At 61.0% G+C, this 23,098-nt stretch carries 21 protein-coding genes; 11 read left to right on the top strand and 10 right to left on the bottom strand.

Annotated elements, in window-relative coordinates; all coding sequences use genetic code 11:
* Window positions 1–16: 16 nt before the first annotated feature.
* Together AC097P_RS02725 and AC097P_RS02720 are read right to left on the bottom strand one after the other, a co-directional pair.
* The gene (locus AC097P_RS02725; protein ID WP_479608820.1) at window positions 17–775 is read right to left on the bottom strand and encodes a sulfite exporter TauE/SafE family protein; all 759 of its coding nucleotides are present in this window, start codon (window positions 773–775) and stop codon (window positions 17–19) included.
* 350 nt (window positions 776–1,125) lie between these two features.
* Complete coding sequence (locus AC097P_RS02720; RefSeq protein ID WP_479608819.1) at window positions 1,126–2,844, bottom strand: GMC family oxidoreductase; 1,719 nt, start codon at window positions 2,842–2,844, stop codon at window positions 1,126–1,128.
* Window positions 2,845–3,002: 158 nt separating this feature from the next.
* On the opposite strand from AC097P_RS02720, the gene AC097P_RS02715 reads away from it, so the two are divergent.
* Together AC097P_RS02715 and AC097P_RS02710 are read left to right on the top strand one after the other, a co-directional pair.
* Complete coding sequence (locus AC097P_RS02715; RefSeq protein WP_479608818.1) at window positions 3,003–5,465, top strand: HzsA-related protein; 2,463 nt, start codon at window positions 3,003–3,005, stop codon at window positions 5,463–5,465.
* Window positions 5,466–5,674: 209 nt separating this feature from the next.
* Complete coding sequence (locus AC097P_RS02710; RefSeq protein ID WP_479608817.1) at window positions 5,675–5,872, top strand: hypothetical protein; 198 nt, start codon at window positions 5,675–5,677, stop codon at window positions 5,870–5,872.
* 1 nt (window position 5,873) lies between these two features.
* Here AC097P_RS02710 and AC097P_RS02705 read toward each other — a convergent pair whose 3' ends face one another.
* On the bottom strand, window positions 5,874–6,158 hold the full coding sequence (locus AC097P_RS02705; RefSeq protein ID WP_479608816.1) for a hypothetical protein: 285 nt from the start codon (window positions 6,156–6,158) through the stop codon (window positions 5,874–5,876).
* A gap of 575 nt (window positions 6,159–6,733) precedes the next feature.
* Between AC097P_RS02705 and AC097P_RS02700 the strand changes: the two genes are divergently transcribed.
* Window positions 6,734–7,126: a hypothetical protein gene (locus AC097P_RS02700; protein ID WP_479608815.1), complete on the top strand. Its 393-nt coding sequence runs from the start codon at window positions 6,734–6,736 to the stop codon at window positions 7,124–7,126.
* Window positions 7,127–7,267: 141 nt separating this feature from the next.
* Here AC097P_RS02700 and AC097P_RS02695 read toward each other — a convergent pair whose 3' ends face one another.
* The 3 genes from AC097P_RS02695 to AC097P_RS02685 all read right to left on the bottom strand — a co-directional run bounded on the left by AC097P_RS02695 (window position 7,268) and on the right by AC097P_RS02685 (window position 9,952).
* Window positions 7,268–8,557: a M56 family metallopeptidase gene (locus AC097P_RS02695; RefSeq protein WP_479608814.1), complete on the bottom strand. Its 1,290-nt coding sequence runs from the start codon at window positions 8,555–8,557 to the stop codon at window positions 7,268–7,270.
* Complete coding sequence (locus tag AC097P_RS02690; protein ID WP_479608813.1) at window positions 8,554–8,928, bottom strand: BlaI/MecI/CopY family transcriptional regulator; 375 nt, start codon at window positions 8,926–8,928, stop codon at window positions 8,554–8,556. The genes AC097P_RS02695 and AC097P_RS02690 overlap by 4 nt, the downstream gene beginning before the upstream one ends.
* A gap of 223 nt (window positions 8,929–9,151) precedes the next feature.
* Window positions 9,152–9,952 carry an enoyl-CoA hydratase/isomerase family protein gene (locus tag AC097P_RS02685; RefSeq protein ID WP_479608812.1) on the bottom strand — a complete coding sequence of 267 codons (801 nt, stop codon included), beginning with the start codon at window positions 9,950–9,952 and terminating at the stop codon, window positions 9,152–9,154.
* A 113-nt stretch (window positions 9,953–10,065) separates the two neighbouring features.
* Here AC097P_RS02685 and AC097P_RS02680 point away from each other — a divergent pair, with 113 nt between their 5' ends.
* The 4 genes from AC097P_RS02680 to AC097P_RS02665 all read left to right on the top strand — a co-directional run bounded on the left by AC097P_RS02680 (window position 10,066) and on the right by AC097P_RS02665 (window position 13,764).
* Complete coding sequence (locus tag AC097P_RS02680) at window positions 10,066–11,193, top strand: MlaE family ABC transporter permease (protein WP_479608811.1); 1,128 nt, start codon at window positions 10,066–10,068, stop codon at window positions 11,191–11,193.
* A gap of 110 nt (window positions 11,194–11,303) precedes the next feature.
* Window positions 11,304–12,098, top strand: a complete 795-nt coding sequence (locus AC097P_RS02675; protein WP_479608810.1) for an ABC transporter ATP-binding protein — start codon at window positions 11,304–11,306, stop codon at window positions 12,096–12,098.
* Window positions 12,099–12,113: 15 nt separating this feature from the next.
* Window positions 12,114–13,070, top strand: coding sequence for an MlaD family protein (locus AC097P_RS02670; RefSeq protein WP_479608809.1), 957 nt, complete (start codon window positions 12,114–12,116; stop codon window positions 13,068–13,070).
* Between the two features lie 28 nt (window positions 13,071–13,098).
* Window positions 13,099–13,764, top strand: coding sequence for an ABC-type transport auxiliary lipoprotein family protein (locus tag AC097P_RS02665; RefSeq protein WP_479608808.1), 666 nt, complete (start codon window positions 13,099–13,101; stop codon window positions 13,762–13,764).
* A 17-nt stretch (window positions 13,765–13,781) separates the two neighbouring features.
* On the opposite strand, the gene AC097P_RS02660 is transcribed toward AC097P_RS02665, so the two are convergent.
* Complete coding sequence (locus tag AC097P_RS02660) at window positions 13,782–14,315, bottom strand: YgjV family protein (protein WP_479608807.1); 534 nt, start codon at window positions 14,313–14,315, stop codon at window positions 13,782–13,784.
* A gap of 81 nt (window positions 14,316–14,396) precedes the next feature.
* Between AC097P_RS02660 and AC097P_RS02655 the strand changes: the two genes are divergently transcribed.
* Window positions 14,397–15,383: a sugar kinase gene (locus tag AC097P_RS02655; RefSeq protein ID WP_479608806.1), complete on the top strand. Its 987-nt coding sequence runs from the start codon at window positions 14,397–14,399 to the stop codon at window positions 15,381–15,383.
* On the opposite strand, the gene AC097P_RS02650 is transcribed toward AC097P_RS02655, so the two are convergent.
* From AC097P_RS02650 to AC097P_RS02640, 3 genes are all read right to left on the bottom strand, one after another.
* Window positions 15,328–16,932 carry a rhamnogalacturonan acetylesterase gene (locus tag AC097P_RS02650; protein ID WP_479608805.1) on the bottom strand — a complete coding sequence of 535 codons (1,605 nt, stop codon included), beginning with the start codon at window positions 16,930–16,932 and terminating at the stop codon, window positions 15,328–15,330. The genes AC097P_RS02655 and AC097P_RS02650 overlap by 56 nt on opposite strands.
* Window positions 16,933–16,994: 62 nt before the next feature.
* Window positions 16,995–19,934: a TonB-dependent receptor gene (locus AC097P_RS02645; protein ID WP_479608804.1), complete on the bottom strand. Its 2,940-nt coding sequence runs from the start codon at window positions 19,932–19,934 to the stop codon at window positions 16,995–16,997.
* Between the two features lie 62 nt (window positions 19,935–19,996).
* Window positions 19,997–20,332, bottom strand: a complete 336-nt coding sequence (locus tag AC097P_RS02640; RefSeq protein ID WP_479608803.1) for a cupin domain-containing protein — start codon at window positions 20,330–20,332, stop codon at window positions 19,997–19,999.
* Window positions 20,333–20,537: 205 nt separating this feature from the next.
* Here AC097P_RS02640 and kduD point away from each other — a divergent pair, with 205 nt between their 5' ends.
* From kduD to AC097P_RS02625, 3 genes are read left to right on the top strand one after another with little or no spacing between them, the layout of a single operon-like run.
* Complete coding sequence (gene kduD / locus AC097P_RS02635; RefSeq protein ID WP_479608802.1) at window positions 20,538–21,299, top strand: 2-dehydro-3-deoxy-D-gluconate 5-dehydrogenase KduD; 762 nt, start codon at window positions 20,538–20,540, stop codon at window positions 21,297–21,299.
* Window positions 21,300–21,332: 33 nt separating this feature from the next.
* A complete protein-coding gene (locus AC097P_RS02630; protein WP_479608801.1) occupies window positions 21,333–22,220 on the top strand; it encodes a carbohydrate ABC transporter permease in 888 nt (295 codons plus the stop codon).
* On the top strand, window positions 22,217–23,083 hold the full coding sequence (locus AC097P_RS02625; RefSeq protein WP_479608800.1) for a carbohydrate ABC transporter permease: 867 nt from the start codon (window positions 22,217–22,219) through the stop codon (window positions 23,081–23,083). The genes AC097P_RS02630 and AC097P_RS02625 overlap by 4 nt, the downstream gene beginning before the upstream one ends.
* The last annotated feature ends 15 nt before the right edge of the window (window positions 23,084–23,098 follow it).

Below are 23,098 nucleotides of genomic sequence, written 5' to 3'. Positions count from 1 at the left end.
TGCAGGCTACCCGCGGTCAGCGCAGGAACGCGTCGTAGCTCGTCTTAAGGATCAGCGCCGACACCACGGCAATAAACACCCCACGCACAAAGCCCGTGCCGTGCTTCAGTGCCAGATGCGTGCCGGCCACGCTGCCCAGCACATTGGCAATCGCCATCGCCAGCACAAAGTGCCACCACACGTGGCCCTTGATGGCAAACGGCACGATGGCCGCCAGGTTGGAGGCGGTGTTCAGCAGCTTGGCGCTGGCGGACGCATGCAAGAAGTCATAGCCCAGTAGCCGCACCAGCAGGAACACAAAGAAGCTGCCGGTGCCGGGGCCGAAGAAACCATCATAAAAACCGATCACCGCGCCTATGCAGCTGGCCACCACGGCCTCGCGCGTGCCAACAAAACGGGGCGCGTGGTCACGGCCCAGCTGTTTCTTGGCCAGCGTGTAGCCCAGCACCAACACCAGCACCAGCGGCAAGGCCTTGCGCAAAAACTCGGGCGATATCACGGTCACCAGCCAGGCGCCGCCCATGGAAGCGGCAAAGCACACAACGGCCGCCGGCGCCAGCGCCGCCCACTGCACCTGCACGCGCTTGCTGTACTGCACGGTGGCGATGGCCGTGCCCCACACCGATGCGCCCTTGTTGGTGCCAAACAGCGTAGCCGGGTGCGCGTTGGGAAAGGTGGCAAACAGCGCCGGTACCAGAACCAGGCCACCGCCGCCGACAATCGAATCCACAAAACCAGCCAGCAGCGAGGCCAGCGAGACAATAAACAGTTCCATGCCCCTATTCTCGCACTGCGGTGGCACACGCTATCGCTATCAATATAGTAGCGGCTTACGCTTGTCCGACGAGGGCTACAGCCCATTTCTGTATGTAGTGCGGGGATCCGGCGGGCGGATGCATGTGGCCAGCTCACGCTGTGTGCACGCGCGGCCTGCTAGCAGCAGGGCGAAAAAAAAGCACTGACCGTGTCAGTGCTTTTATGAGCTGCATCTCAAGGTGGATGCAGAAATTATTACTTGTTGCTTACCGTCTCCTCGGTTCGCTTCTTCCGTCTGGCCCTTTGCAGTTGCCGTCTAACCTTTGAGTGCCGCTACTGTAGCAACGGCAGCGCGCACGTGCATCGGGATTAACCCTTCATTGCCAAAGCCGCGTCATCCATGATCCACTGCGCGGCCTTCTCGGCAATCATCAGCGTGGGTGAGTTGGTGTTGCCACTGGTGATCAACGGCATGATGCCAGCATCGACCACGCGCAGCCCCGCCACACCATGGACCTTGAGGCGCGCGTCCACCACGGCCATCGCGTCATCCGCACGGCCCATTTTTGTGGTGCCTACCGGGTGGAAGATGGTGGTGGCAATGTCACCGGCCAGCTTGGCCAACTCGGAATCGGTCTGGAACTGCACGCCGGGCTTGTATTCTTCGGGCCGGAATTTCTGCAGCGCCGGTTGCGCAACGATGTTGCGGGTGATGCGCAGCGAGTCGGCAGCAATCTTGCGGTCCTGTTCGGTGCTCAAGTAGTTGGGCGCAATGGCCGGCGCATCTTCAAATTTCGCCGAGCGGATATGCACTGTGCCGCGGCTCGTGGGGTTCAGGTTGCAGACGCTGGCAGTGATGGCGTTGAAGCTGTGCAGCGGCTGGCCAAAGGCCTCCAGGCTCAGCGGTTGCACGTGGTACTCCAGGTTGGCGTAGGGCTGGTCGGGGTCGCTGCGCGTGAAGGCGCCCAACTGGCTGGGCGCCATGCTCATGGGACCGGTGCGCTTGAAGGCGTACTCCATGCCAATCCTGGCCTTGCCCCACAGCGACTGCACCTGCGTGTTCAGCGTGGTGGTGTTTTGCACCTTGAACACGGCGCGTATCTGCAAATGGTCTTGCAGGTTTTCGCCGACGCCGGGCAGGTCTTTGGCAACTGGAACACCCAGAGCCTGCAGCCGTTGCGCGGAGCCCAGGCCCGACAGTTGCAGGATCTGCGGCGATCCGATGGCCCCGGCACACAGTATCACTTCGGCCCGGGCCGTGGCCTCCACCATGTTCTGCCCGTCCCACACCTGTACACCGGTGCAGCGCAGCGGGCTGGTAGCGCTGGCAGGCTGCAGCACCAGCTTGGCGACCTGGGCGCTGTTCCACAACTCAAAATTGGGCCGGCCGTAGCAGGTGGGGCGCAGAAAAGCCTTGGCCGTGTTCCACCGCCAGCCGGCTTTCTGGTTGACCTCGAAGTAGCCCACGCCCTCGTTGTCGCCGCGGTTGAAGTCGTCGGTGGCGGGTATGCCGGCCTGCACGGCAGCCTGGGCAAAAGCGTCCAGAACGTCCCAGCGCAGGCGCTGCTTCTCGACCCGCCATTCACCACCGGCCTTGTGGTGGCGCAGCAGGTCGCGGTACTGGCTGCCATTTTTCTGCATCAGTGCGGGCGCTGTGCCGCGCGCGCCATGGGCTGCGCTGGCGCCCTTGTGGTGGTCCTCGTGCAGCATGAAATAGGGCAGGTTGTGTTCCCAGCCCCAGGTGGCGTCGCCCACCAGCTGGGCCCACTGGTCGTAGTCCCGGGCCTGGCCCCGCATGTAGATCATGCCGTTGATGCTGCTGCAGCCGCCTAGCGTTTTGCCGCGCGGGTAGCGCAGCGAGCGGCCGTTCAGCCCCACATCGGGTTCGGTGTTGTACAGCCAGTCGGTGCGCGGGTTGCCGATGCAGTACAGGTAGCCCACCGGGATGTGGATCCAGTGGTAATCATCCTTGCGGCCGGCCTCAATCAGCAGCACGCGTTTGGAGGCGTCGGCGCTCAGGCGGTTGGCCAGCAGGCAGCCCGCCGTGCCCGCGCCGATGATGATGTAGTCAAACGTGGTTTCGCTCATGTCACCATCCTAATCCACCAGACCATCTGCAAAACTGACGCCAGTCGCCAGCGTTCGGATCGGTCGCTCGGCCCGGCTACAGAATGTTGCAGATTTCCTGGTGTCGCTTGCCGACAACGCAACGATACTCGCGCGAGAACTTACTTTGGGGTGTGCTGATGAATACCAGAAAGCGCTTCGCATGGAACGCAGTTACCACCGCCATGCTGGTGCTGGTGATGCCCATTGGTGCACATGCCGTCGACTCGTTCAATGGTGTATCCAACTACCTGGCACTCGATCAGGTCGTCGTGCAGGGGCTGGGCAGCTTCAAGAATGCCGCCGTCACCGTGCAGTCATACTCCCTGCTGGGTGTGGATGGTGGTAGTCCGCAGGCTAACGCATTTGACCCTGCCAGCAAGGTGCTGACGCTGGGTTCAGTGGTGTTTGAAGGCAGTACCTACACCAATGTGCGTGTCCGTATCAACGCCTACACGGTGCTGGGGGCCGATGCCGTCGGCGCACCGCAGTCTGTCACCGGTATCGTCAATCCAGTGATGTATGTCACACAGGTACCCGTTTCAGGGTTCACCAGCCGCACCTCCACCTTTGGTAACCACCTGGCCAGCGTGCAGTCGGCGCCCCGTGGTGGCGACCTGATGATCCGCTACCCGGACGGCAGCGTGCGCAACCTGACGCAAGAGGCTGGCTACGGCAGCGCGGGCTTCCAGGGCGCGGGGAGCATTGCGGTGCGGGAGCCGGCGGTGCACTGGAGCGGCACCAAAGCCATCTTCAGCATGGTGATTGGCTCACCCGGCACGCGCTACGAGGTCAAGGATTTTGTGTGGCAGTTGTATGAAATCACCGGCCTGCAAAAAGGCGGCATGGCCAGCATCACCAAAGTGGGCGGGCAGCCCCCGGCTTTCAATAATGTGTCGCCGGTTTACGGTACCGATGAACGCATCCTGTTCACATCCGACCGGCCGCGCAGTGGTGAGGCTCATCTCTACCCGCAACTCGATGAATACGAAAGCGCCGCTACGGTAACCGGCATCTGGAGCCTGCAACCCCAAACTGGGGATTTGCGCTTGCTCAACCATGCCGTCAGCGGGGCGTTCACCCCGTCCATCGACAGTGCTGGCCGGGTCGTCTTCACGCGCTGGGACCATTTGCAGCAAGACCAGCAGGCCGATGCGGACCGTGCCGGTGGCACCAACGGATCTTTCCTGTACGCCAGCGAAGCGGCAGCCGCACAGCGCCTGCCGTTGCAGGCCGAAGTGTTCCCCGAGCCGCGGGCAGACAGCGATGCACAGAACGTGGCCAACCATGTCAACGGCCACACCTTCAACATCTTCATGCCCTGGCAGATCAACGAGGACGGCAGCACGGAAGAGACCCTCAATCACGTCGGCCGGCATGAGATTGCCGGCACCTACATCCCGCCCAGCTTCAACAACGACTCCAGCCTCAGCTACTACAGCCGCGAGAGCGTGTTTGCCAACCGCACCTACCTGCGCAACGACGGCGGCGTGTTCCACCTGCGCGAAGACCCCAAACGCGCTGGCGTTTTCTACGGCACCCATGCCCGAGAATTCGGCACCAGCAGCGCCAACCAGATTGTGCGGCTGACGGCCAACCCTTCGCTGAACGGCGAGGTCATGGTCGTGACACCGGTCACGCATGCCGCCACCGCCGGTTTTACCGAAGACGGGAAAACGCCTGTAGCCGGCCACAGCGGTATGTACCGCAACCCGTTGCCAATGACCGACGGCACCCTGCTGGCCGTGCACACCGTTGAGACCCGGCTGGAGCAGAACGACGGTACCAGAGAGCTGCCGCGTTACCGCTACCAGTTCCGCATCAAGCCATTGGCTGCGTCGGGAGACAGCTTTGCTGCAGACCAACCCATCACCCCCGGCACGCGCAAGGCCATTTGGTATTGGGATCCGGATACCCGTGTCGATTTCGATGGCACGCTGTGGGAGCTGGACCCGGTTGAGGTGGTGGCACGCGCCAAACCCGTGCGAGCCGCCCAGCCGCTAGAGAGCCCGGAGAGTGCCGTGTTGCAAGAAGAGGGCGTTGCCGAGTCGCAGTTGCGTGGGTGGCTGGCCGCCAACGATTTGGCGCTGATCATCACCCGCGACAACACGAGCCGTGACCGTGGCGAGCGCCAGCAACCCTTCAACCTGCAGGTGCCGGGCGGTGTCAAGACCGTTGGCGACGGGGGCAAGGTCTACAACGTGGCACACCTGCAGATGTTCCAGGCCGACCAGATTCGGGGCTACGGCGGCGGCGCATCCCCACGCGCCGGTAGGCGTGTATTGGCCCAGGCGATGCACGATCCCAAAGCGCAAAACCCCAGCAACCCGGGCGCCCCCACCGGCAGCGTGAAGCTGGGTGCGGACGGCTCTAGCGCCGCCTTCGTACCGGCACGCCGGGCGATGACGTGGCAGCTGACCGATGGCAATGGCCAAGCCGTGGTGCGCGAGCGCAACTGGATCACGTTCCAGCCCGGAGAGATTCGTACCTGCGCGTCTTGCCACGGGCTCAACAGCAAGAACCAGGCGGGGCAGGGAGAGCCGACCAACAAGCCGGAGGCGCTGCGGACCTTGTTGCGGTTTTGGAAGACGTTACCGAAGTAGGCTGGTGGCGTGGCCAACGCAGGGTAGCTTCGTGTGTACGGCAGCCGACTGACCGCGCAGGTCTGAATCCGTATCTTGGGGTTTGGGGGATGGTGCAGTTCGCAAACTACCCCTAAACGCGTTCGGTGCCAGCACCGAGTAAACGATTGACCAGGTTAGCTTCGGACCTCCATTGGGAAACCTTGCTACGTATTTTAGGAAACCATTCCATGACAGATCCACGCAACATTGCCCATGACAAAAAGGTTGCGCAAGAAAAGAAGCACCACGGCGCTGAGGTTGCACCGGGTGCAGAGAAGACACCACAGCCCGGCAAGAAGGCGCATATGAAACACCATATGTCTGACAACCCCAAGGTTCCAGACGAAGCTGCTCCGCTACCTACCGAAGAAAAACCTTTGAACTAGACTACACAAGCTTTTTGGCACGCAGCAGTCGCGCCAAGCCGCATTGACCGGACTGGCTCAGCACTTCATCAGCTTCTTTGCTGGGTAGCAACTTTTCACGCAGATCGTTCGCACGTTTCTCCCCATGGGACTGGCGTACGACGGCCACGGCCTGTTCGAACTTGGACACATCGCTCTGGCACGCTACCGACACGGAGGTGTTGCTAGCGATCGGAGCTTGGTTTTCAGCCTTGGCATGCAGTGCCAGAAAACACAGAATAGACAGTGAGAGGAAATTGCGGTTCATGCAAAGACTCCGGAAGTGATAAAGGAAGTTGAAGACGCTTCGTAAAGAGAAGCTACTCAGTGGTGTGCAGTTGGAGAATTATGCGAACCGGACGTATCGCGTTGATGTCGTAACTGCCCGCTTTGTATCGCTTGTATCTCATACAAATTCCGCTGTCCGCTGTCCAGTCTCTGCGGGTGCTAGGCTAGGATCCTATGAAAGAACCGTTCTTCGTATTAGCGTTCATGGGCTCGTAACAGAGCAGAGGTTCATAGCAACTTTAAAAACAGGGAGGACTACGGTATATGGGCGTCGAGTACAGGCACTTTTTAGTCGTAAACGAACCGAACTGGCGGCCTCAGATTGATACCGCCGCTAGGGTAGACCAAGTGTTGCGCGAGTGGCAGATTGGCACCCAGGTAAGGGAGGTGGTCAATCTTGCTCCTGCGGCGGGCCATGCACAGTTGAGTCGATCAGTCGATATGCATTCCGGACCTGGTATAGCCGTAGTCTATGGAGGCGTCGCTGGTGAGCCCGTTCACCGCATCACTGGGAAGTCAAGATATCCCGACGTTACCGTTGAAGATCGTTACACCGTGGACACCACACTGGTCGTTGGGGATGACTATCGTATTCAGTGGAGTCATGACGGCATCTACTTTGAAGTTCAGTCCCCACCCTGCACCAACGGAAAGCCGATCGCCAGCTATGGTGGAGACGATCCCTATCGGTTGCTTTTCAATGGCTCCTTCTCGTCCCATGGGGCATCCACGCCGCCGGTGGTTCTAGCGAACATCAGCGGATTCCACAAAAAGCATGTCGCATGGGAGCACTACCAAGGCTACTACCAGGGTGCTCTTGCTATCCGTTTCGGCAAAGACATTCCGGCATTTGCTGAGGGCGTGCATACCCTCCCGGCACGGGACTTTGTGGCCGCAATTGGCAACGCATTCCGAGGGCCTATCCTGGAGCTCGGCGAGTTTTACTGACGTGAATACCGGGCCGAGTCGTTGGCAGTCTCCATCCCACATTTGAAGGATGTTGAAGAATTTTTTCAAGCTGTCTATGTCTGTTTCGGTTGAGCCCGTTCGCCATATCGCGATGTTCGAGCTTCAGACAAAACCGGGACACTAGCGCGGGGGCCAAGGCTTTGACTCGGGCCACCGGTTGACGGTTACGGCAATGCTGTACTCAAATTTGACGCCGGGCAGATCTTTGCCGATCTCCACCAGGCCCCTTTGACCCAAGCCTGTCACCAACTTGGGCTCTCTTTGCTCATTGTCATCAGCGCATTTGAAGGGCATTCTGAACCACACGTGATCTTTGGGCAACGTGCGGACCTCCAAATCAATGACGCAGTCCAACGGCAATCGGGGATTAGGAAATAGATGCGCAAGTTCCCCGGATCCCAGAGCTACGACCGTCTTGAGAGTTTTTGTGTCGCCTGGGACTTCTCTCTTGAAATCAATTGCTACCTCATAGCGCTGTGTATCGGCTGCGCCCGCTGTACTTGCCGCTGTTGAGGGAGCCTGCTCGGTGGCCCAGACTCCATAGCATGCGGCCAGCATTGCTGTGGTCAAAACAGCCATCACTGATCGACGGCGGATACGACTGGGAGTGGATTGTGAAAGCTGCATGATTCTCTCCTTCAAGGGGTGATGGCTTTGCCAGTGACAGGCGAGCGGTAGTCCGCTGCTCATCAGCTGTGTTTTTAAAATGGCGTCGGCATAGACTTGTCGCGCCCGCGGATACTGCTCCATTACGGCTGCGTCACAGGCCAGCTCCTGATCGAGTCGGAAACAGTTGACGGCATAGTGCAACAGCGGGTTGAACCAGAAGACAACTTGAAAGGCGCTGGCCAAGGCGTTGGCCAGCGCGTCTCCACGCTGCATATGGACCTGTTCGTGCGCCAGGATCAGCGCTTGCTCCTGCGGTTCGTAACGACTGGCAAAGTCGCTGGGCAAAACAATGCGAGGTCGCAAAAAACCCAATAGGAGTGGTCCTACCTGCGTGTTATCCACCGCAAAGTAGACACTTCCCTGCAGCGCAGGCTGCAACCAGCCCAGGCTGCGCATAAATCGCAATTGCTGGCAGCACATCCAGGCAGCGGTCAGCGTTGCACCCGTACCCCAGGCGAAGAGCCACAACATTGTTTGCGTCAGACTTTGACTGGTTGGTACTGCGCGCTCGATGCTGGCCGTCACTATGGCCGCCATCGGAAGATTAAACGCCGGTGCGAGCGTGGCTGAGTGCGGCAACATGCTGACTAGAAAGACTAGCGGAAACAACCACCAGCCCATGTAAACAATTACCGAGCCGCCATGTCGACGAAGAATAGGGCGAAGTACCAGAATCAGTAGCAGCACTGCACTACTTAGCTCGGTCCAGCTAACCAAATGTTGCAATAGCGAGCGGCTCATTTTTCCATGTCCCTAATGAGTTTCTTGAGCTCGACAAGGTCCTTTTTGTCCAGCTTGCGATGTAACCCGAAGTGGGCCACCAGTGGTGCCACTCGACCGTCAAACAACCGATCCAGCAGACCGGCACTTTGTCGATGCAACCAATCCTCGCGCTTCAAGACTGGGCTGTAGAGGTACCGTCGACCGTCCGCCTCAGCCGCAATTGCGCCCTTTTTGAGCAGGCGGTTCAGTAGTGTCTTGATGGTGGCTTCCTGCCAATCTTGCTGCTGCGCCAATGCGGTCACGATCTGGTCAGCTGCGAGGGGGTGTTGTCCCCAAAGCACCTCCATCACGACTGACTCGGCCTCGCTGATGGCAATGTCATTTTTCATACAGACAAATCCTCCGCTGTTTGTTTACAAGCGTAAACGACGATTGAAGTTTACATTTGTAATTGAATTTGTCAATCAAAGATTTTCTGTGAGCTTCGGCCATGGAATGCGCCGACTGTTCGGATTAGTCACCTACGTTTTGGCGAGTCCGTCCAAAAGGCCGAGCCTAGCCCAGCCATTGCTCCTTAGGTGCCATCAAAAGAAAGCACCAAGCCAATCGCTGCTACTGCCCTGCCCACACCGGCTTGCGCTTCTCCTGAAACGCCTTCTGGCCTTCCTTCGCATCCTCGGTGAGTGTGAACAGCGCGATCTGGCTTTCGGTGAAGGACATGCTTTCCTCGAACGCCATCGCTTCCACTTTCTTCATGGTGTACAGACCCCGGCGGATCGCGGCGGGGGATTTGTCCAGCAAACGGTCCAGCAGCCATTGCAGCTTGGCGTCCACATCGTCATCCACGTAATTGACCAGGTTGTATTCCAGCGCCTGGGCGGAGGTGATGGGTTCGCCGGTCAGGCACATCTCGGCCAGCTTGCGCCGGGGTATCAGGTGTTGCAGCACGCTCAAGACTTGGGCCGGGAACACGCCGACTTTGACCTCGGGCAGGCCAAACACCGCGTGGCTCGCGGCGACCGCCATGTCGCACATGCTCATCAAGCCCATGCCGCCGGCCATGCAGGCACCGTTGACGCGCGCGATCAGTGGGATGGTGCTCATTCGGGCCACACGCAGCAGTTGCGCCAGGTGGCCGTGGGGCTCGGAATAGTCGGTGGTAAAGGCATTGGCGGATTGCAGATCAGCCCCAGCGCAAAAGGCCTTGCTACCCGCACCAGTGATGATGATGGCGCGGATGCTGCGCTGGGTTTGCGCCGTGCCAATGGCCTGCGCCATGCCGGCCAGCACGCTGTGGCTCATCGCGTTGCGGCGCTCTTCGCGGGTGATGGTCAGCCACAGCACCGGGCCGCGGGTCTCGACCGACAGTTCGGGTGTAGACGTGAAAGTGGGGGCGTTGGGGGTATCGGCCATGGGGTCTCCAAATCGTTGTTGTGCGCCTGCATTTTCTCAGAGCGCGGGCGCGCCAGCCTGTACCATGCGGAGTCCACCGCTTTCCCTACACACCTAGCCCTCACGACGCCACCATGCCGGATACCCAGCCCCGCATTGCATTCGAGCAAGCCGCCGACGGGTTGCACGCGCGGCTATTGGGTCTGTGGACTGCCGAGTACTTGGCGGTGCAGGAACACTGGGACGCGCTGCATGCGGCCCTGGGCGCGCTGCCTACCGAGTGGCGTAGCTGGCAGTGGGATCTGCGCCACTTGCAGCGCATGGACCATACCGGCGCGCAACTGCTGTGGAACGCTTGGTATCGCCAGTGGCCGGACCGCCTGCACACCCACCCGGCCCAGCGCGCGATGCTGGAGCGGGTCGCTACCTTTTCGTCGGCACTGCCCCCCCGCCGCCCGCACACGGCGTGGGAGATGTACCTACGCCTGGGCGCCGTCGTGGTCCGGGTCGAAGAACACGTAGTAGGCGCCGTGCGCCTGCTGGGCCAGTTGTTGCTGGATGCGATCCAGCTGGCGCGTGCGCCGCGCGCCGGCCCGTGGCGTGATGTGTCGGGCCACCTGTACCGCATTGGAGCCACGGCTTTGCCGATCACCGCGCTGGTCGGTTTTTTGATCGGTGTCGTGCTGGCCTATTTGATGTCGCAGCAGTTGCGGCAGTTTGGTGCCGATGCCTTCATCGTCAATATTTTGGGTGTGTCGCTGATCCGCGAGCTGGGGCCAGTGCTGGCCGCCATTTTGATTGCGGGGCGATCCGGCTCCGCCATCACCGCGCAGATTGGCGTGATGCGTGTTACGGAAGAGCTGGATGCGATGAAGGTCATGGGCATTCCCAAAGGCTTCCGGCTGGTGCTGCCGCGCGCCATGGCCCTGGTCGTGGCCATGCCGCTGCTGGCGGTGTGGACCACGCTGGCCGCGCTCTTGGGCGGCATGCTGGCGTCGGATTTGGTGATGGGGCTGACTCCGGCATATTTTGTGACCGCGCTGGCCCGCGCTGTGCAGGTTGCCAACCTGTGGCTGGCCATATGCAAATCCGCCGTGTTCGGGCTGATGATTGCGCTGATCGGCTGCCATTACGGCTTGCGCATCAAGCCGAATACACAGAGTTTGGGCGAGGGCACGACAGCATCTGTGGTGACCTCGATCACGATGGTGATCCTCGTGGATGCTTTGTTTGCGGTGGTCTTCAAGAGTGTAGGGATATGAGCTCCCACGCTCCGCCGTTACACGGTTCGCTGCCCCCATCTGGGGAAAGGCCCCCGGATTTACCAGGGCGTGGGGCTGACCTGCCTTGGGGCGGCCCGGCGGCAGGTCGTATGAGCACGTCGCCACCCATCGTGGATATACAGGGCTTGTGGTCCGGCTTTCGCAGTGGCGGCGTGGAGACGCTGATCCACAAGGACCTGAATCTGAAGATCGCACAGGGCGAGTTGCTGTCCATCGTCGGCGGCTCGGGCAGCGGCAAGACCGTGCTCTTGCGCCAGATATTGGGGCTGGAGATACCGATGCGCGGCAGCATCACGGTGCTGGGCCGTCCGGCCGAAGAGCTGACACGCTCCGGCGCCGCCAGCCGCGTGGGCATGCTGTTCCAGCACGGCGCGCTGTACTCGGCCTTTACCGTGCTGGAGAACATCGCTTTTCCGCTGCGCGAGCTCAAGGCCCTGCCCGAGGATCTGGTGCGCGACGCTGTCATGGTCAAGCTGCAGATGGTGGGGCTGGACCCGGCCCATGCGCACAAGATGCCGGCGGATCTGTCCGGCGGCATGATCAAGCGCGTGGCGCTGGCCCGGGCGCTGATCATGGACCCGCCGCTGCTGCTGCTGGACGAGCCCACCGCCGGGCTGGACCCAGACCGGTCCGACGCTTTTTGTGCACTGGTGCGCTCATTGCACCGTGAGCTGGGCCTGACTGTTGTCATGGTCACGCACGACCTGGATACCATTTACGAGATCAGTACCCGGGTGGCGGTGGTGGCGGAGAAGCATGTGATCGTGGACGCGCCGCCGCGCGAGGTCATCGCCTTTGACCACCCTTTTGTGCGGGACTTCTTCCTGGGCGGGCGCGGGTTGCGCGCCATGGAACTGTTGCGCCTTCACCCGCAAGTCGTGTAGTAGAAAGAGAGTCGTATGGAAAACAAATCCCACGCCATCGGCGCTGGCGCATTCGTGCTGGTTGTGGCTGCGCTGTTGGTGGGGCTTGCCGCATGGCTGACGCGTGACACCGGCGAGAACCGGCTGTTCGAAATCTCCAGCCGCGAAAGCGTGACGGGCCTGCAGCGCCAGGCTGGTGTGCGCTACAAGGGTGTCACCGTAGGCCGGGTACAGTCCATCGCGCTGGACCCGGAGATCAGCGGCAATGTGCGCATCCGCATCGGTGTGGATAACACGGCGCCCATCACCAAATCCACGTTTGCCAGCCTGGGCTTCCAGGGGGTGACCGGCCTGGCCTTCATCCAGCTGGATGACGCTGGGGAATCCAAGGAAGCACTGGTCACCACCGACGACAAGCTGGCCCGCATCCCCATGCGCCCTGGCCTGATGTCGCGCCTGTCCGACCAGGGCGCGGGTTTGCTTACCAAACTGGATGACGCTACCCAGCGCGTCAACTTGCTGCTGGCGCCGGCCAACCAAAAGAAGCTGATGGACGCCTTGGACAACATGGGTCAGGCGGCCGCCAACATCAGCCAGCTAGCAAAGCAGACCAACCTGCCGGCGCTGTCGCAAGAGGCCAGCACCACGCTCAAGGGTTTGCGCGAAACGTCTGACCGGGTTGGCAAGAGTGCCGAAGCGGTGCGCACATCGGCCGATGCTTTCAAGGGCATGTCCAACCGCATGAGCGAACCCGGCGGCACGTTGGACAACATCGCCCAGGGGTCAAACGCACTGCTGGCCACCAGCCAGACGCTGAACACCACACTGGTGCCGCGCCTGAACCGCACGGTCGACGACGCGGCGCGCACGGTGCGCCACATTGGCCGTGCTGTTGAAACGGTCAACGACAACCCGCAGTCGTTGCTGCTGGGCAATGGCGCTGGCCTGCCTGGACCGGGCGAGCCTGGCTTTGTGGCCCCCGGCGCCCGTTGAGTCCACATTCTTTGATTGGAACAGTGCTATGAAATCAGTAGCTGCTTACGCTCATTACACGAGGGCTGCAGCCCTATTTGGCTTGATAGTATTTGCCCTGGGGGCATGTTCGTCGCTGCAGCCCAAACCCCGGGCCACGGTGTACGACTTTGGCCCCGGCCCCGTAGCCACCACGCCCAGCACGCGCATCGCACCCTTGCCGGCCCTGGTGCTGGCCGACGTGGATGCCAGCGCCGCGATGGACAGCGCCGCCGTGCTGTACCGCCTGGCATACAGCGACGCCCAGCAACTGCGACCCTATGCCCTGGCGCGCTGGAGCATGGCCCCCGGTCAGTTGCTGCGCCAGCGCCTGCGCGAGCACCTGGGCCACAACCGCCCGGTGCTGAACGCTGCGCAGGGCGTCGTCGTGTCGGGCAAGCCGGCGATGATCTTGCATCTGGATTTAGACGAATTCAGCCAGCTGTTCGAGAGTGCCGAGCGCAGCAGCGGCCTCGTGCGCCTGCGCGCAACGCTGGGGCGTGGCACCAAGGGGGTGGAGCGCCTGGTGGCCCAGCGCAGCTTCATCGTGCAGCGCCCAGCGCCTTCTGCCGATGCACCCGGCGGTGTCCGGGCGCTGACTGAGGCAACCGATGCGGTGATTGTGGAGATTGAGCAGTGGCTGCAGCAGGTGGAGGCCGCGGCCGAAACCAAGTAGGCCAGCAGCCGCGGCGCCTAGCTGCCGACCGCCACACCGCGGCGTGCAGCGCCGTGCATGCGGGCAATCGTGTAGCCGTTGACTCCCAGTATCACCAGCTCCAGCGCAGTGCCGCCAATGGAGCCGGCCAGTACATTGTTGACAACCCACAGCACCGTGCCCGCCAGCATGGCCTGGCGCATGCGTATGCCCTGTAGCAGAAACAACGCTAGCGTACCGATGCACGAGGCCAGCAGCGGCAGCCAGTTCCACCAGTGCGCGGCCAGTCCATAGCCCAGCGCCAGGTTGACGCCCACCACGGTAGCGGCGACCCATACTGAGTGCGTATAGAGCGACAGCACGGACCGCACCAGCGATACCGCTGAACTGGCCGCGGCAGTGGGCACGCCCAGCAGCACAAAGTGCACGATATAGGCCAGACACTCGGCCGCCATGAAGAGCTTGAACCGGCGGTCGTTCTTCTGCAAAAAGGAAGCCACACCCAGCACAAACGCAAGGTAGCCAAACAGCTGCGCCGGGCTGAACCAGCCGTCCGGAAAAGTGGAAACCATGGGGAGGGAAAGCGGGGTTGCGGGTGTTGATTTTTGAGGCGTCGATAGTACAATGAAACAGCGTTTCAAAAACTCATACACGTGACAAATCTACACAAAATTGCCCTGATTGGGGAGTGCATGCTCGAACTGCACGGCACGGCCTTTGGCGCCATGCAGCAAAGCTATGGCGGCGACACCTTCAACACCGCCGTCTACATGGCGCGCTGTGCGGGCGACGCGCTCAGCGTCAACTACGCCACCGCGCTGGGGGATGACAGCCTGAGCGCCGAGCTGCTGCGCCGCTGGGGTGAGCAGGGGCTGGCGCTGGAACTGGTGCGCCGCATCCCCGGGCGGCTACCAGGGCTGTACCAGATTGAGGTGGACGACCATGGTGAGCGCCGCTTCAGCTTCTGGCGGGACCAAAGTGCGGCGCGCGCTTACTTTGATGTGGCGCAGACGCCGCTGGAGCAGCGCGCAGCCGAGTGGGACGCGTTTTACTTCTCCGGCATCAGCCTGGCGATCCTTCCCCCCGAGGCACGGGACCGGCTGTTTGCGCTGGCGCAGTCGCTGCGCGAACGGGATGCCATCGTCGTGTTTGACAACAACTACCGGCCCCGCCTGTGGCCGGACGCCGCCGTAGCGCGCGCCGCATTTACGCGGGCCTTTGCGGTGGCGGACGTGGCCCTGGTCACGGCCGACGACCACCAGGCGCTGTTTGGCCTGGCCAGTGTGGAAGACGCCGTGCAGGCCGCGCAGCGGTTGCCAGCGCCAGAGATCGTTATCAAGCGCGGGGCGCTGCCCACGTTGGTTCGTGCGGGTGACGGCGCATGGGAGTCGGTGGCGACGGAGAAAGTTGCGCGCGTCGTGGACACCACGGCAGCGGGCGATTCGTTTGCCGCCGGCTATTTGGTTCGTCGGCTTACGGGTGCGACGCCAACCGTTGCCGCGCAGTTTGGCAACCGCCTGGCGGCGCGGGTCATCCAGCACCCCGGCGCGCTGATTCCGGCCGAGGCGATGGTGGACCTCATGGCTACGGTGAATACTGCAGCTGCCGTGCCAGCGGTTGCAGCGCCGGCGTCTCTTTGATGCCCTCGGCCACCAGGGCGGCCATGGCCCGCGCACCTGCTTCCTGAAAATGCGTGGTGTCGGGCGCAGCGGGCGTGCCCGAAGTCTGCGTCGCGTACCACGGGTATTTCACGGTGTCGGCCACCACGAGCCAGTAGTTTTGCCAGTCATGCGCATGGGCGTTGGCAAAGGCGATGGTCTTGGTCTCCAGGTCTATCAGCGGCACGCCGTTGGCGCGGGCCGTGTCTTGGATGGTCTGGCTGTAGTCGCCGGTAAAGGCATAGCCGTTCGCGGCGTTCTGGCGCGTCAGGTGCTGCGACACCACGGCGCGTATGTCGCCGTTCACGTGGGCGGTCTTGCGGTCGGCGTTGAGGTACCGCGTGGTCGGCGTCATCAGCACTGGAATGGCGCCCCGGGCACGCGCGTCGGTAATGTAGACCTCCAATGAATTCTGAAATGACATCTGCGGCTGACCCGATGGGAATTGGCGCTGCCCTTGCGCATCGTTAGGGTAGGTGCACAGGTTGGCCACATCGGCCGCGGCCCGCACCGGGCGCTGGCTATTGCAATTTTGGTCGTTGTGGCCGTGGGCTATGAAGACGTAGTCGCCCGGGCGCATGTAGCGCAGCATCAGGCGGTACCAGCCGCCGTTGTAAAAGTCACGTGAGCTGCGCCCGGCCCGAGCGCCGTTGACGACTTTCACGCCGTCGGCTCGCTTGAAGCGCTCCTCGAACACCTGGCCCCATCCCATGCGTGGCAGGCGTTCACGCTCGTACGTGGCGGCGGTGGAGTCGCCGACGATGAAAACGCGCAAGGGTGCCGACCGTATCGCTGCCTGTTCGCGTTCGGCCCGCTGCATCTGCAGTGGCTCGTTGGCGGTGTTGCCGAATGGCGGCATGATCGGCCGCCATGATGTGTCGGTGATGACGGTGGCGGAAGCCTCACCCGTGTTGTTGTCATAGCCGCGGGTGTGGTTGAGCACGGTCAGCACCGCGTCCACGCCACGGCCATTGGCCTGCATGGGTGTGGTGACCGGGTCGAAGTCCGCGAGTGCAACGTTTTTGTAGGCCAGTGCTGCTCCGAAGCCGCTGTGCAGTTGCTGCAGCGCGCGGGCCTGCACTGTGGGGGGCACATCAAGGGCCTTGGGTTCTTCGGCAAACTGCTGTGGGCCGATGAACTTCAGCGCAGTGGCCATATCGGACGCCAGCCAGTCGGTCAGCGGGTTGATGTTGGCCGTGTTGTCACCGCGCTGCAGCGCTGCACGCCAGGCCACCATGCAGGTTGCGCGCGGCTTGTCGTTGTGGCGGCAGTTGCGGTTGCCAGGCTCAGATGCCACCAGTGCCAGCGGCGCTTTAAGCGCGGAGACGTCCAGCCGGTAGCGGCCCTGCACGTCGGCCTCTGTGCTGATCAGTTTGCCGGTGGCGTCGCGCACGCTGACGTGGGCATATGCCAACGGCCCTCCCACTGCCACGACGCCGTCCAGGCGCTGGTCTTGGGTTACGGACACGCTGGTGCAGGCGCCCAGACCCAGCGCCGCCAGGGTCATGCTGGACCATATGTTTGGTTGCATGTGTTGACTCCAAAAAAAAAGGGGCGACCCGTAGGCCACCCCTGTCAGACCCGTTTCACTGGTTAGAACTTGTAGCGTGCACCGATCAGCAGTTCGCGGCCAGTCACGTTGTAGACAACGGCGCTGTTGCGTGCGCGGCTGATGAACTGGTCGTTCGGTGTGTTGGTCAGGTTGGTGGCTTCCAGTGTCACGTCCAGGTTTTTGTTGACCTTGTAGTTCATTGAGAAGTCGACATTGACCGAACCGTTCTTGCCTTCAACGTCGTTGTTGTTCTGGCCAGGCACGCGGGTCAGGAAGGAGCTGCGGGACGAAGCCGAGATGCGTCCGCTGAACACGCCGTCGTCGTAGTAGAAGGTGGCGTTCCACGACGTGGGCGACAGGTTCAACAGGTCATCGGTGATGTACGAATTGCCGACTGCTGTGGTCGCGTAGTCGATCTTGGACTGCACCATGGTGTAGTTCAGCAGAGTGCCGAAGTTCTTGCCGATGCCGGGCAGGAAACTGAAGGGCTGCTGGTAGTTGATTTCCAGTCCGTTGAGACGGCCACCGTTGGTGTTGACCGGGGTGTTGACTGAGAAGACTTCACTGCCGTTGAAGTTGGCTGGCAGCAGCGACAGCGGCAAGCCCGTGTCCTTGAATGCCATATTGGTTGTTAGCGTCTGGATATAGGTAGAGATGTTCTTGCTGAACAGGCCCAGGCCCAGGAACGCATTCTTGGCAAAGTACCACTCAATGCCCGTATCCAGTGTCTTGGCGCGGTAGGGCTGCAGCAGCGGGTTGCCGCTGGTGATCGACAGGTTTCCGGTTGTCGAGATCGATCCACCGGGGTTGAGGTTGCCAAGGATTGGGCGAGACATCACGCTGGCTGCTGCAACACGCACCACGACATCGGGGCTCAGCGTGGCGGCAAGGTTGAAGGAAGGCAGCCAATCGTCATAGGTATTGGTAATGCTCACTTGCGTGGCGCCACCTGCCGCCTGGTAGCCGGTGGCGACCTGTTCGGTCTTCACGTAGCGGGTGCCGAAGTTGCCGCGTACGGGCACGTCACCCCACTTGGTGTCGAAGTCGGCCATCAGATAAGCGCCCTTGTCGGTCTCGGTCACCGAGCGGTTGTTGCCGCGTGCATTTCCGTTGGTGATAGACGACAGCGTGAAATCCCCAGGGCCGCCAGCGGGGCCGCTTTTGAGGCAGTTGCAGTAAATGTCATAGGTCTGCGCAATGGCGTTCAAGTTGGGAATGACCCACGAGGTTGGCGTGCCCGGAGGCAGGCTCAGGCCATTGCCGAAGTTGTTGACCGATGTGGTCAGGCTGGCCACCGTAGTGCCGTTGGGCGGTGCGTAGATGGTGTCGCCCTGGTTGACGCGGCGGAATTCAAAGGTGTCAAACGTGTAACGTTTCAGGTCGATACCGCCTTTGATGGACAGAGAGTCTGATGCCTCCCACGCCAGGTTGATCTGTCCTACGTCTGTCTGGTTGGTGGCCCCCTGGGGGCGGATGCGGATCTCGCTGGTCGTAGTGTTGGCGACCGTGGTGGCGGTGCCGGGCGGCACACCAACCAGTGTCAATGCGCCGCCGGGCTGGTTGACGTTGAACGGGTAGGTGATGGTAGGTAGGCGATCGTTGCCGCGGAAATCCAGGCTGTAGCCGTTGACATTCAGGGCGTCCAGCGTCGTGGTGGTCTGTACAGGGTTGTCGAACACCGATTTGGCGCTGCCCAGTTTGGCTGTCAGCTTCAGCGTATCGCTGAGGTTCTGCTGCCAGGTCAGCGTCGGCTGGGTGAAGGTGGTGGACAGCTCGTCGTAGCGAGACTCGGCGCGGACGTCAACGCCGTTGTACACGCCGTACTGCAGTGCGCCGTTGGGCGCGTAGGCTGTGCTCAGCACGCTGGTCTGCGGCTTGCCGCCCTGGGTCAGGGTGCGGCTGAAGGAGATCGCTTCCAGAAAGTCTTCCTGCCGCGTAGCCCTGAGCTTGGAGTACATCAGGTCCAGCGTCACCAGTGAGTCGGTAGATGGCTTGAGTTGAATGGAGCCCGTCAATCCCACGCGGTCCTGGTCATGTGTCAGCCGGCCGTAGCGGGGCAGGCGCGGCGTGAAATTGTTGGGGTCACTGGCGATGGTGTAGGCAGCCAATGCCTCTGGGGTTCCGGGCGCACGGGCCACACCCTGCGCGGCGGGGCCGCAAGTTGCCGCGGTGGAACTGGCTGGGTTTGCCGTTGCGCCGGTGGGCGCGCACCATCCGCCTGCAGAAGGACCATTGTCCCAGCGCACAGTGCTGAAGCCTTCTTCCAGGCTGCGCCGTTTCGAGAACGCGCCGGACAACAACACCCCAAAGGTCTTGGCGTCGTTGGTATTGGACAGCAAGAAGGCAGCGCGCGGATCGGTGGTCTTAGAAAGGTCGTTGTACTTTTCTTTCAAGGACACCATGGCGTTGAAGCCCTTGAGGTCGAAGGGGCGGGTAGTCTGCAGATCAACCGTGGCGCCCAGTGAGCCTTCGTCCACATCGGCCGATGAACTCTTGCGCACGGTGACCGTGTTGAACAGCTCGGACGCAAATACATTGAAGTCAAAGCCGCGGCCGCGGTTGGCACCACCCGAGCTGTCGGTGCCGCCTGTCGTAGCCAGCGCTTCAATGCCATTGATGCGAACGCGGGTGAAATCCTGGCCCAGTCCGCGCACGGTGATGGAGCGGCCCTCACCGGCATCTCGGTCGATGACGACACCGGGCACGCGCTGCAGCGATTCGGCCAGATTGGAATCAGGGAACTTGCCCATGTCTTCGGCCTTGATGACGTCAACGATGCCGTTGTTGTCGCGCTTGGCGTTGAGCGCGCTCTCCAGCGAAGCGCGCAGGCCGGTCACCGTGACCGCTTCCAGGTCCTTGCCAGCTTGTTGTGCAAACGCGCCGCCAGTGGCGGCGGCCAGCAGCGAGGTGCCCAGCAGGGTGCGTACGGCCAGAGTGGTTGCGTTGAGCGTCGGTAAACGGGGGGAAAAATGGTGTGGCATGCAGTTTGTCTCCGGTTTTATGGATTTTTGGTCTTGCAGGGTGAGAGAAGATGGCCCTGCGCTCAGGTAGCCAGGTAGTCTTCGCGGCAGGGTGAAAATTGGTCGAGCAGCGTGCTCTTGTCTTCCAGGGCAACGACGCCATGCGTGTGGTTGTGCGGGGCGACAAAGGCATCACCCGCCCGCAAAACCTGTTTGTGGCCATTGACTTCGGCTTCGAAGACGCCGCACACCACGTAGGCGATCTGGTCGTGCACATCGTGAGCGTGGGGGGTGCCGATCGCGCCTTTGTCAAATTGCACCAACACCGACATCAGCTGCGGTGTATGGCCGACGATCTTGCGGCGTATGCCGTCACCCAGTTCAACCCAGGGAGCTGTTTCATTGATATAGAAGTGCATACGTGGCCTTGCTGCGGGCATTCCAGCGTTCTAAAAATTGCCGGAACAGGTTTTGTGGAACTATGTTTCGGTGGTACTATATCACCAATAATTAAAAATGAAACATCGGTTCAATAAGTAGAAACCAGCATTTCATTAAATAGTAGAAGTCGGTTAGTCTTTAAAAAGAGACCCGGCCATTGCCACCCAATACGGAACCGCAGATATGACTTTCGAAAACTTTCAACTGCACGGCCAAGTAGCCGTTGTGACGGGCTGCAATACCGGTCTGGGCCAGGGAATGGCCTTGGCGCTTGCACAAGCGGGTGCCGACATCGTGGGTGTCAACCTCAGCGATCCGGCGGACACGCGCGTCGCGATCGAAGCCACAGGACGCCGCTTCTGGGACATACGGGCCAATCTGTCGGATGCGAGTTGCCTGGAAGACGTGGTTCGGCAAGCCCTGGAGCATGCCGGCAAGATCCACATTCTTGTCAACAACGCCGGCATCATCCGGCGCAACGACGCCATAGACTTCAGCGAAAAAGACTGGGACGATGTGGTCAACCTGAACCTCAAGACCACCTTTTTCCTGGCCCAGGCTGCCGTTAAGCAGTTCATCAAGCAAGGCACGGGAGGAAAGATCATCAATGTAGCCTCCATGCTGTCGTTCCAGGGCGGGGTGCGCGTGCCTTCCTATACAGCCTCTAAAAGCGGCGTCATGGGCGTCACCCGTGCGATGGCCAATGAATGGGCGGCACACGGGGTCAATGTGAATGCCATCGCGCCGGGGTATATGGCCACAGACAACACGACGGCGCTGCGCGCGGACGCTGCACGCAATGCGGCTATCCTCGAGCGCATCCCTGCCGCGCGCTGGGGCCTGCCCAGTGACTTGGCCGGGCCGGTGGTATTTTTGGCGTCCAAAGCGTCGGACTATGTCAACGGCTATACGCTGGCGGTGGACGGCGGCTGGCTGGCGCGTTAGACCACAACAGAAGCCCAAGCGGAGAACGCCACGATGTATGAGAACAAGCGCCTGGGCTTTCTGTTTGTGCTGCCCTTTGTGCTGGGCGTGCTGCTGTTCAAGCTGTTCCCTTTCGTGATGAGCTTTGCGCTGAGCTTCACACAATATGACCTGATCGATCCGCCGCAATTTGTGGGACTGGACAACTATCGGGAGCTGGCGACAGCCGACCCGCTGTTCCGCAAATCATTAGGCGTAACACTGCTGTTTGCGGTGTTGGCCGTTCCTCTGCGCGTGGGCTTTGCGCTGCTCATTGCGCATGTGCTGAACTTCAAGCTGCGGGGCATTAACTTTTTCCGGGCGGCCTTCTATTTACCTTCCATCCTCGGCGGCTCGATTGCGGTTGCCGTGCTGTGGCGCTTCATTTTCGCAAAGAACGGCCTTGTCAACCTGATCATGGTGCAGGCCGGCCTGGAGCCTATCGCCTGGCTGGCCGACGAGCACTACTCCATGTGGACCATCGTGCTGCTGTTCACCTGGCAGTTTGGCTCAGCCATGGTGATTTTTCTGGCAGCCTTGCAAAACGTGCCGGTGTCGCTGTACGAGGCGGCCGAGTGTGATGGAGCCAGCAAACTCCAGCAGTTCTGGAGCATTACCGTGCCGCTCATTACGCCGGTGATCTTCTTCAACCTGATCATGCAGATGGTGCATGCCTTCCAGGAGTTCAACGGCCCCTACATGATCACAGAGGGCGGACCGCTGAGCTCAACCTACGTGCTAGCCCTGTATATCTACGACCAGAGCTTCCGCTTCTTCAACCTGGGCTATGGCGCGGCGTTGTCCTGGGTGCTGTTTGCGCTGGTGGGCGGTTTAAGCGCCATCAGTTTTTGGAGTTCCAAATACTGGGTGTTCTACGCCGGTGAAAAGGAGCAGCGCAAATGAGCGGAGGCGAACTTCACGGCGCGAGTGGCGGCGGCGTGGGCAGGCCGTGGCTGCGTTATCTGGCCTTGGGGGTGGTTGCACTGGTGATGCTGTACCCGCTGGTCTGGCTGGTAGGCGCATCCTTCAAGAGCAATAGCGAAATCTTCACCGAAGTGGGTTTCTGGCCGCAGCGGTTTGACTTCAGCGCCTACGCCAAGGGCTGGAAGACCGGCACGGAGTACACGTTTGCAACCTACTTCCTGAACAGCTTTCTGATCACAATACCGCGCATCATTGTGACCGTCATCTCGTGTGTGCTGGTGGCCTATGCCTTTGCGCGCTTCGAGTTCTGGGGTAAGAAGATATTGTTCTCGGTCATGGTGGGCACCATGATGCTGCCACTGATTGTGTTGCGCTTGCCGCAGTACCTGGTGTTCCGTGAGCTGGGTTGGCTTGACTCCTATTTGCCGTTGATTGTTCCTTCCGCCTTCGCGACGGACACGTTCTTTATCTTCATGCTGGTGCAGTTCTTGAAGGGCATTCCGCGCGACATGGAAGAGGCCGCGCAGATTGATGGCTGCAACGCTTTGCAATTGCTGTGGCACATCATCGTGCCGCTGCTCAAACCCGCCATCGTATCGGTCATTGTGTTCCAGTTCATCTGGACCATGAACGACTTCATGGGGCCATTGATCTATTTGGCGTCGGTAGAGAAATACCCTGTCTCGCTAGCCTTGAAGATGAGCATTGGTGCGACCGAAGAGGTGGAGTGGGCCAATGTGATTGCCATATCGGTCGTGGCGCTAATTCCTTCGGTTGCCGTGTTCTTTGCCGCACAAAAACACTTTATCGAGGGCGCCACATCCAGTGGTGTCAAAGGATAAGAACGGAGACAAATC

This window comes from Rhodoferax sp. ZS1R8, from assembly GCF_056521325.1.
This window is presented reverse-complemented; position numbering and strand designations above follow the sequence as displayed.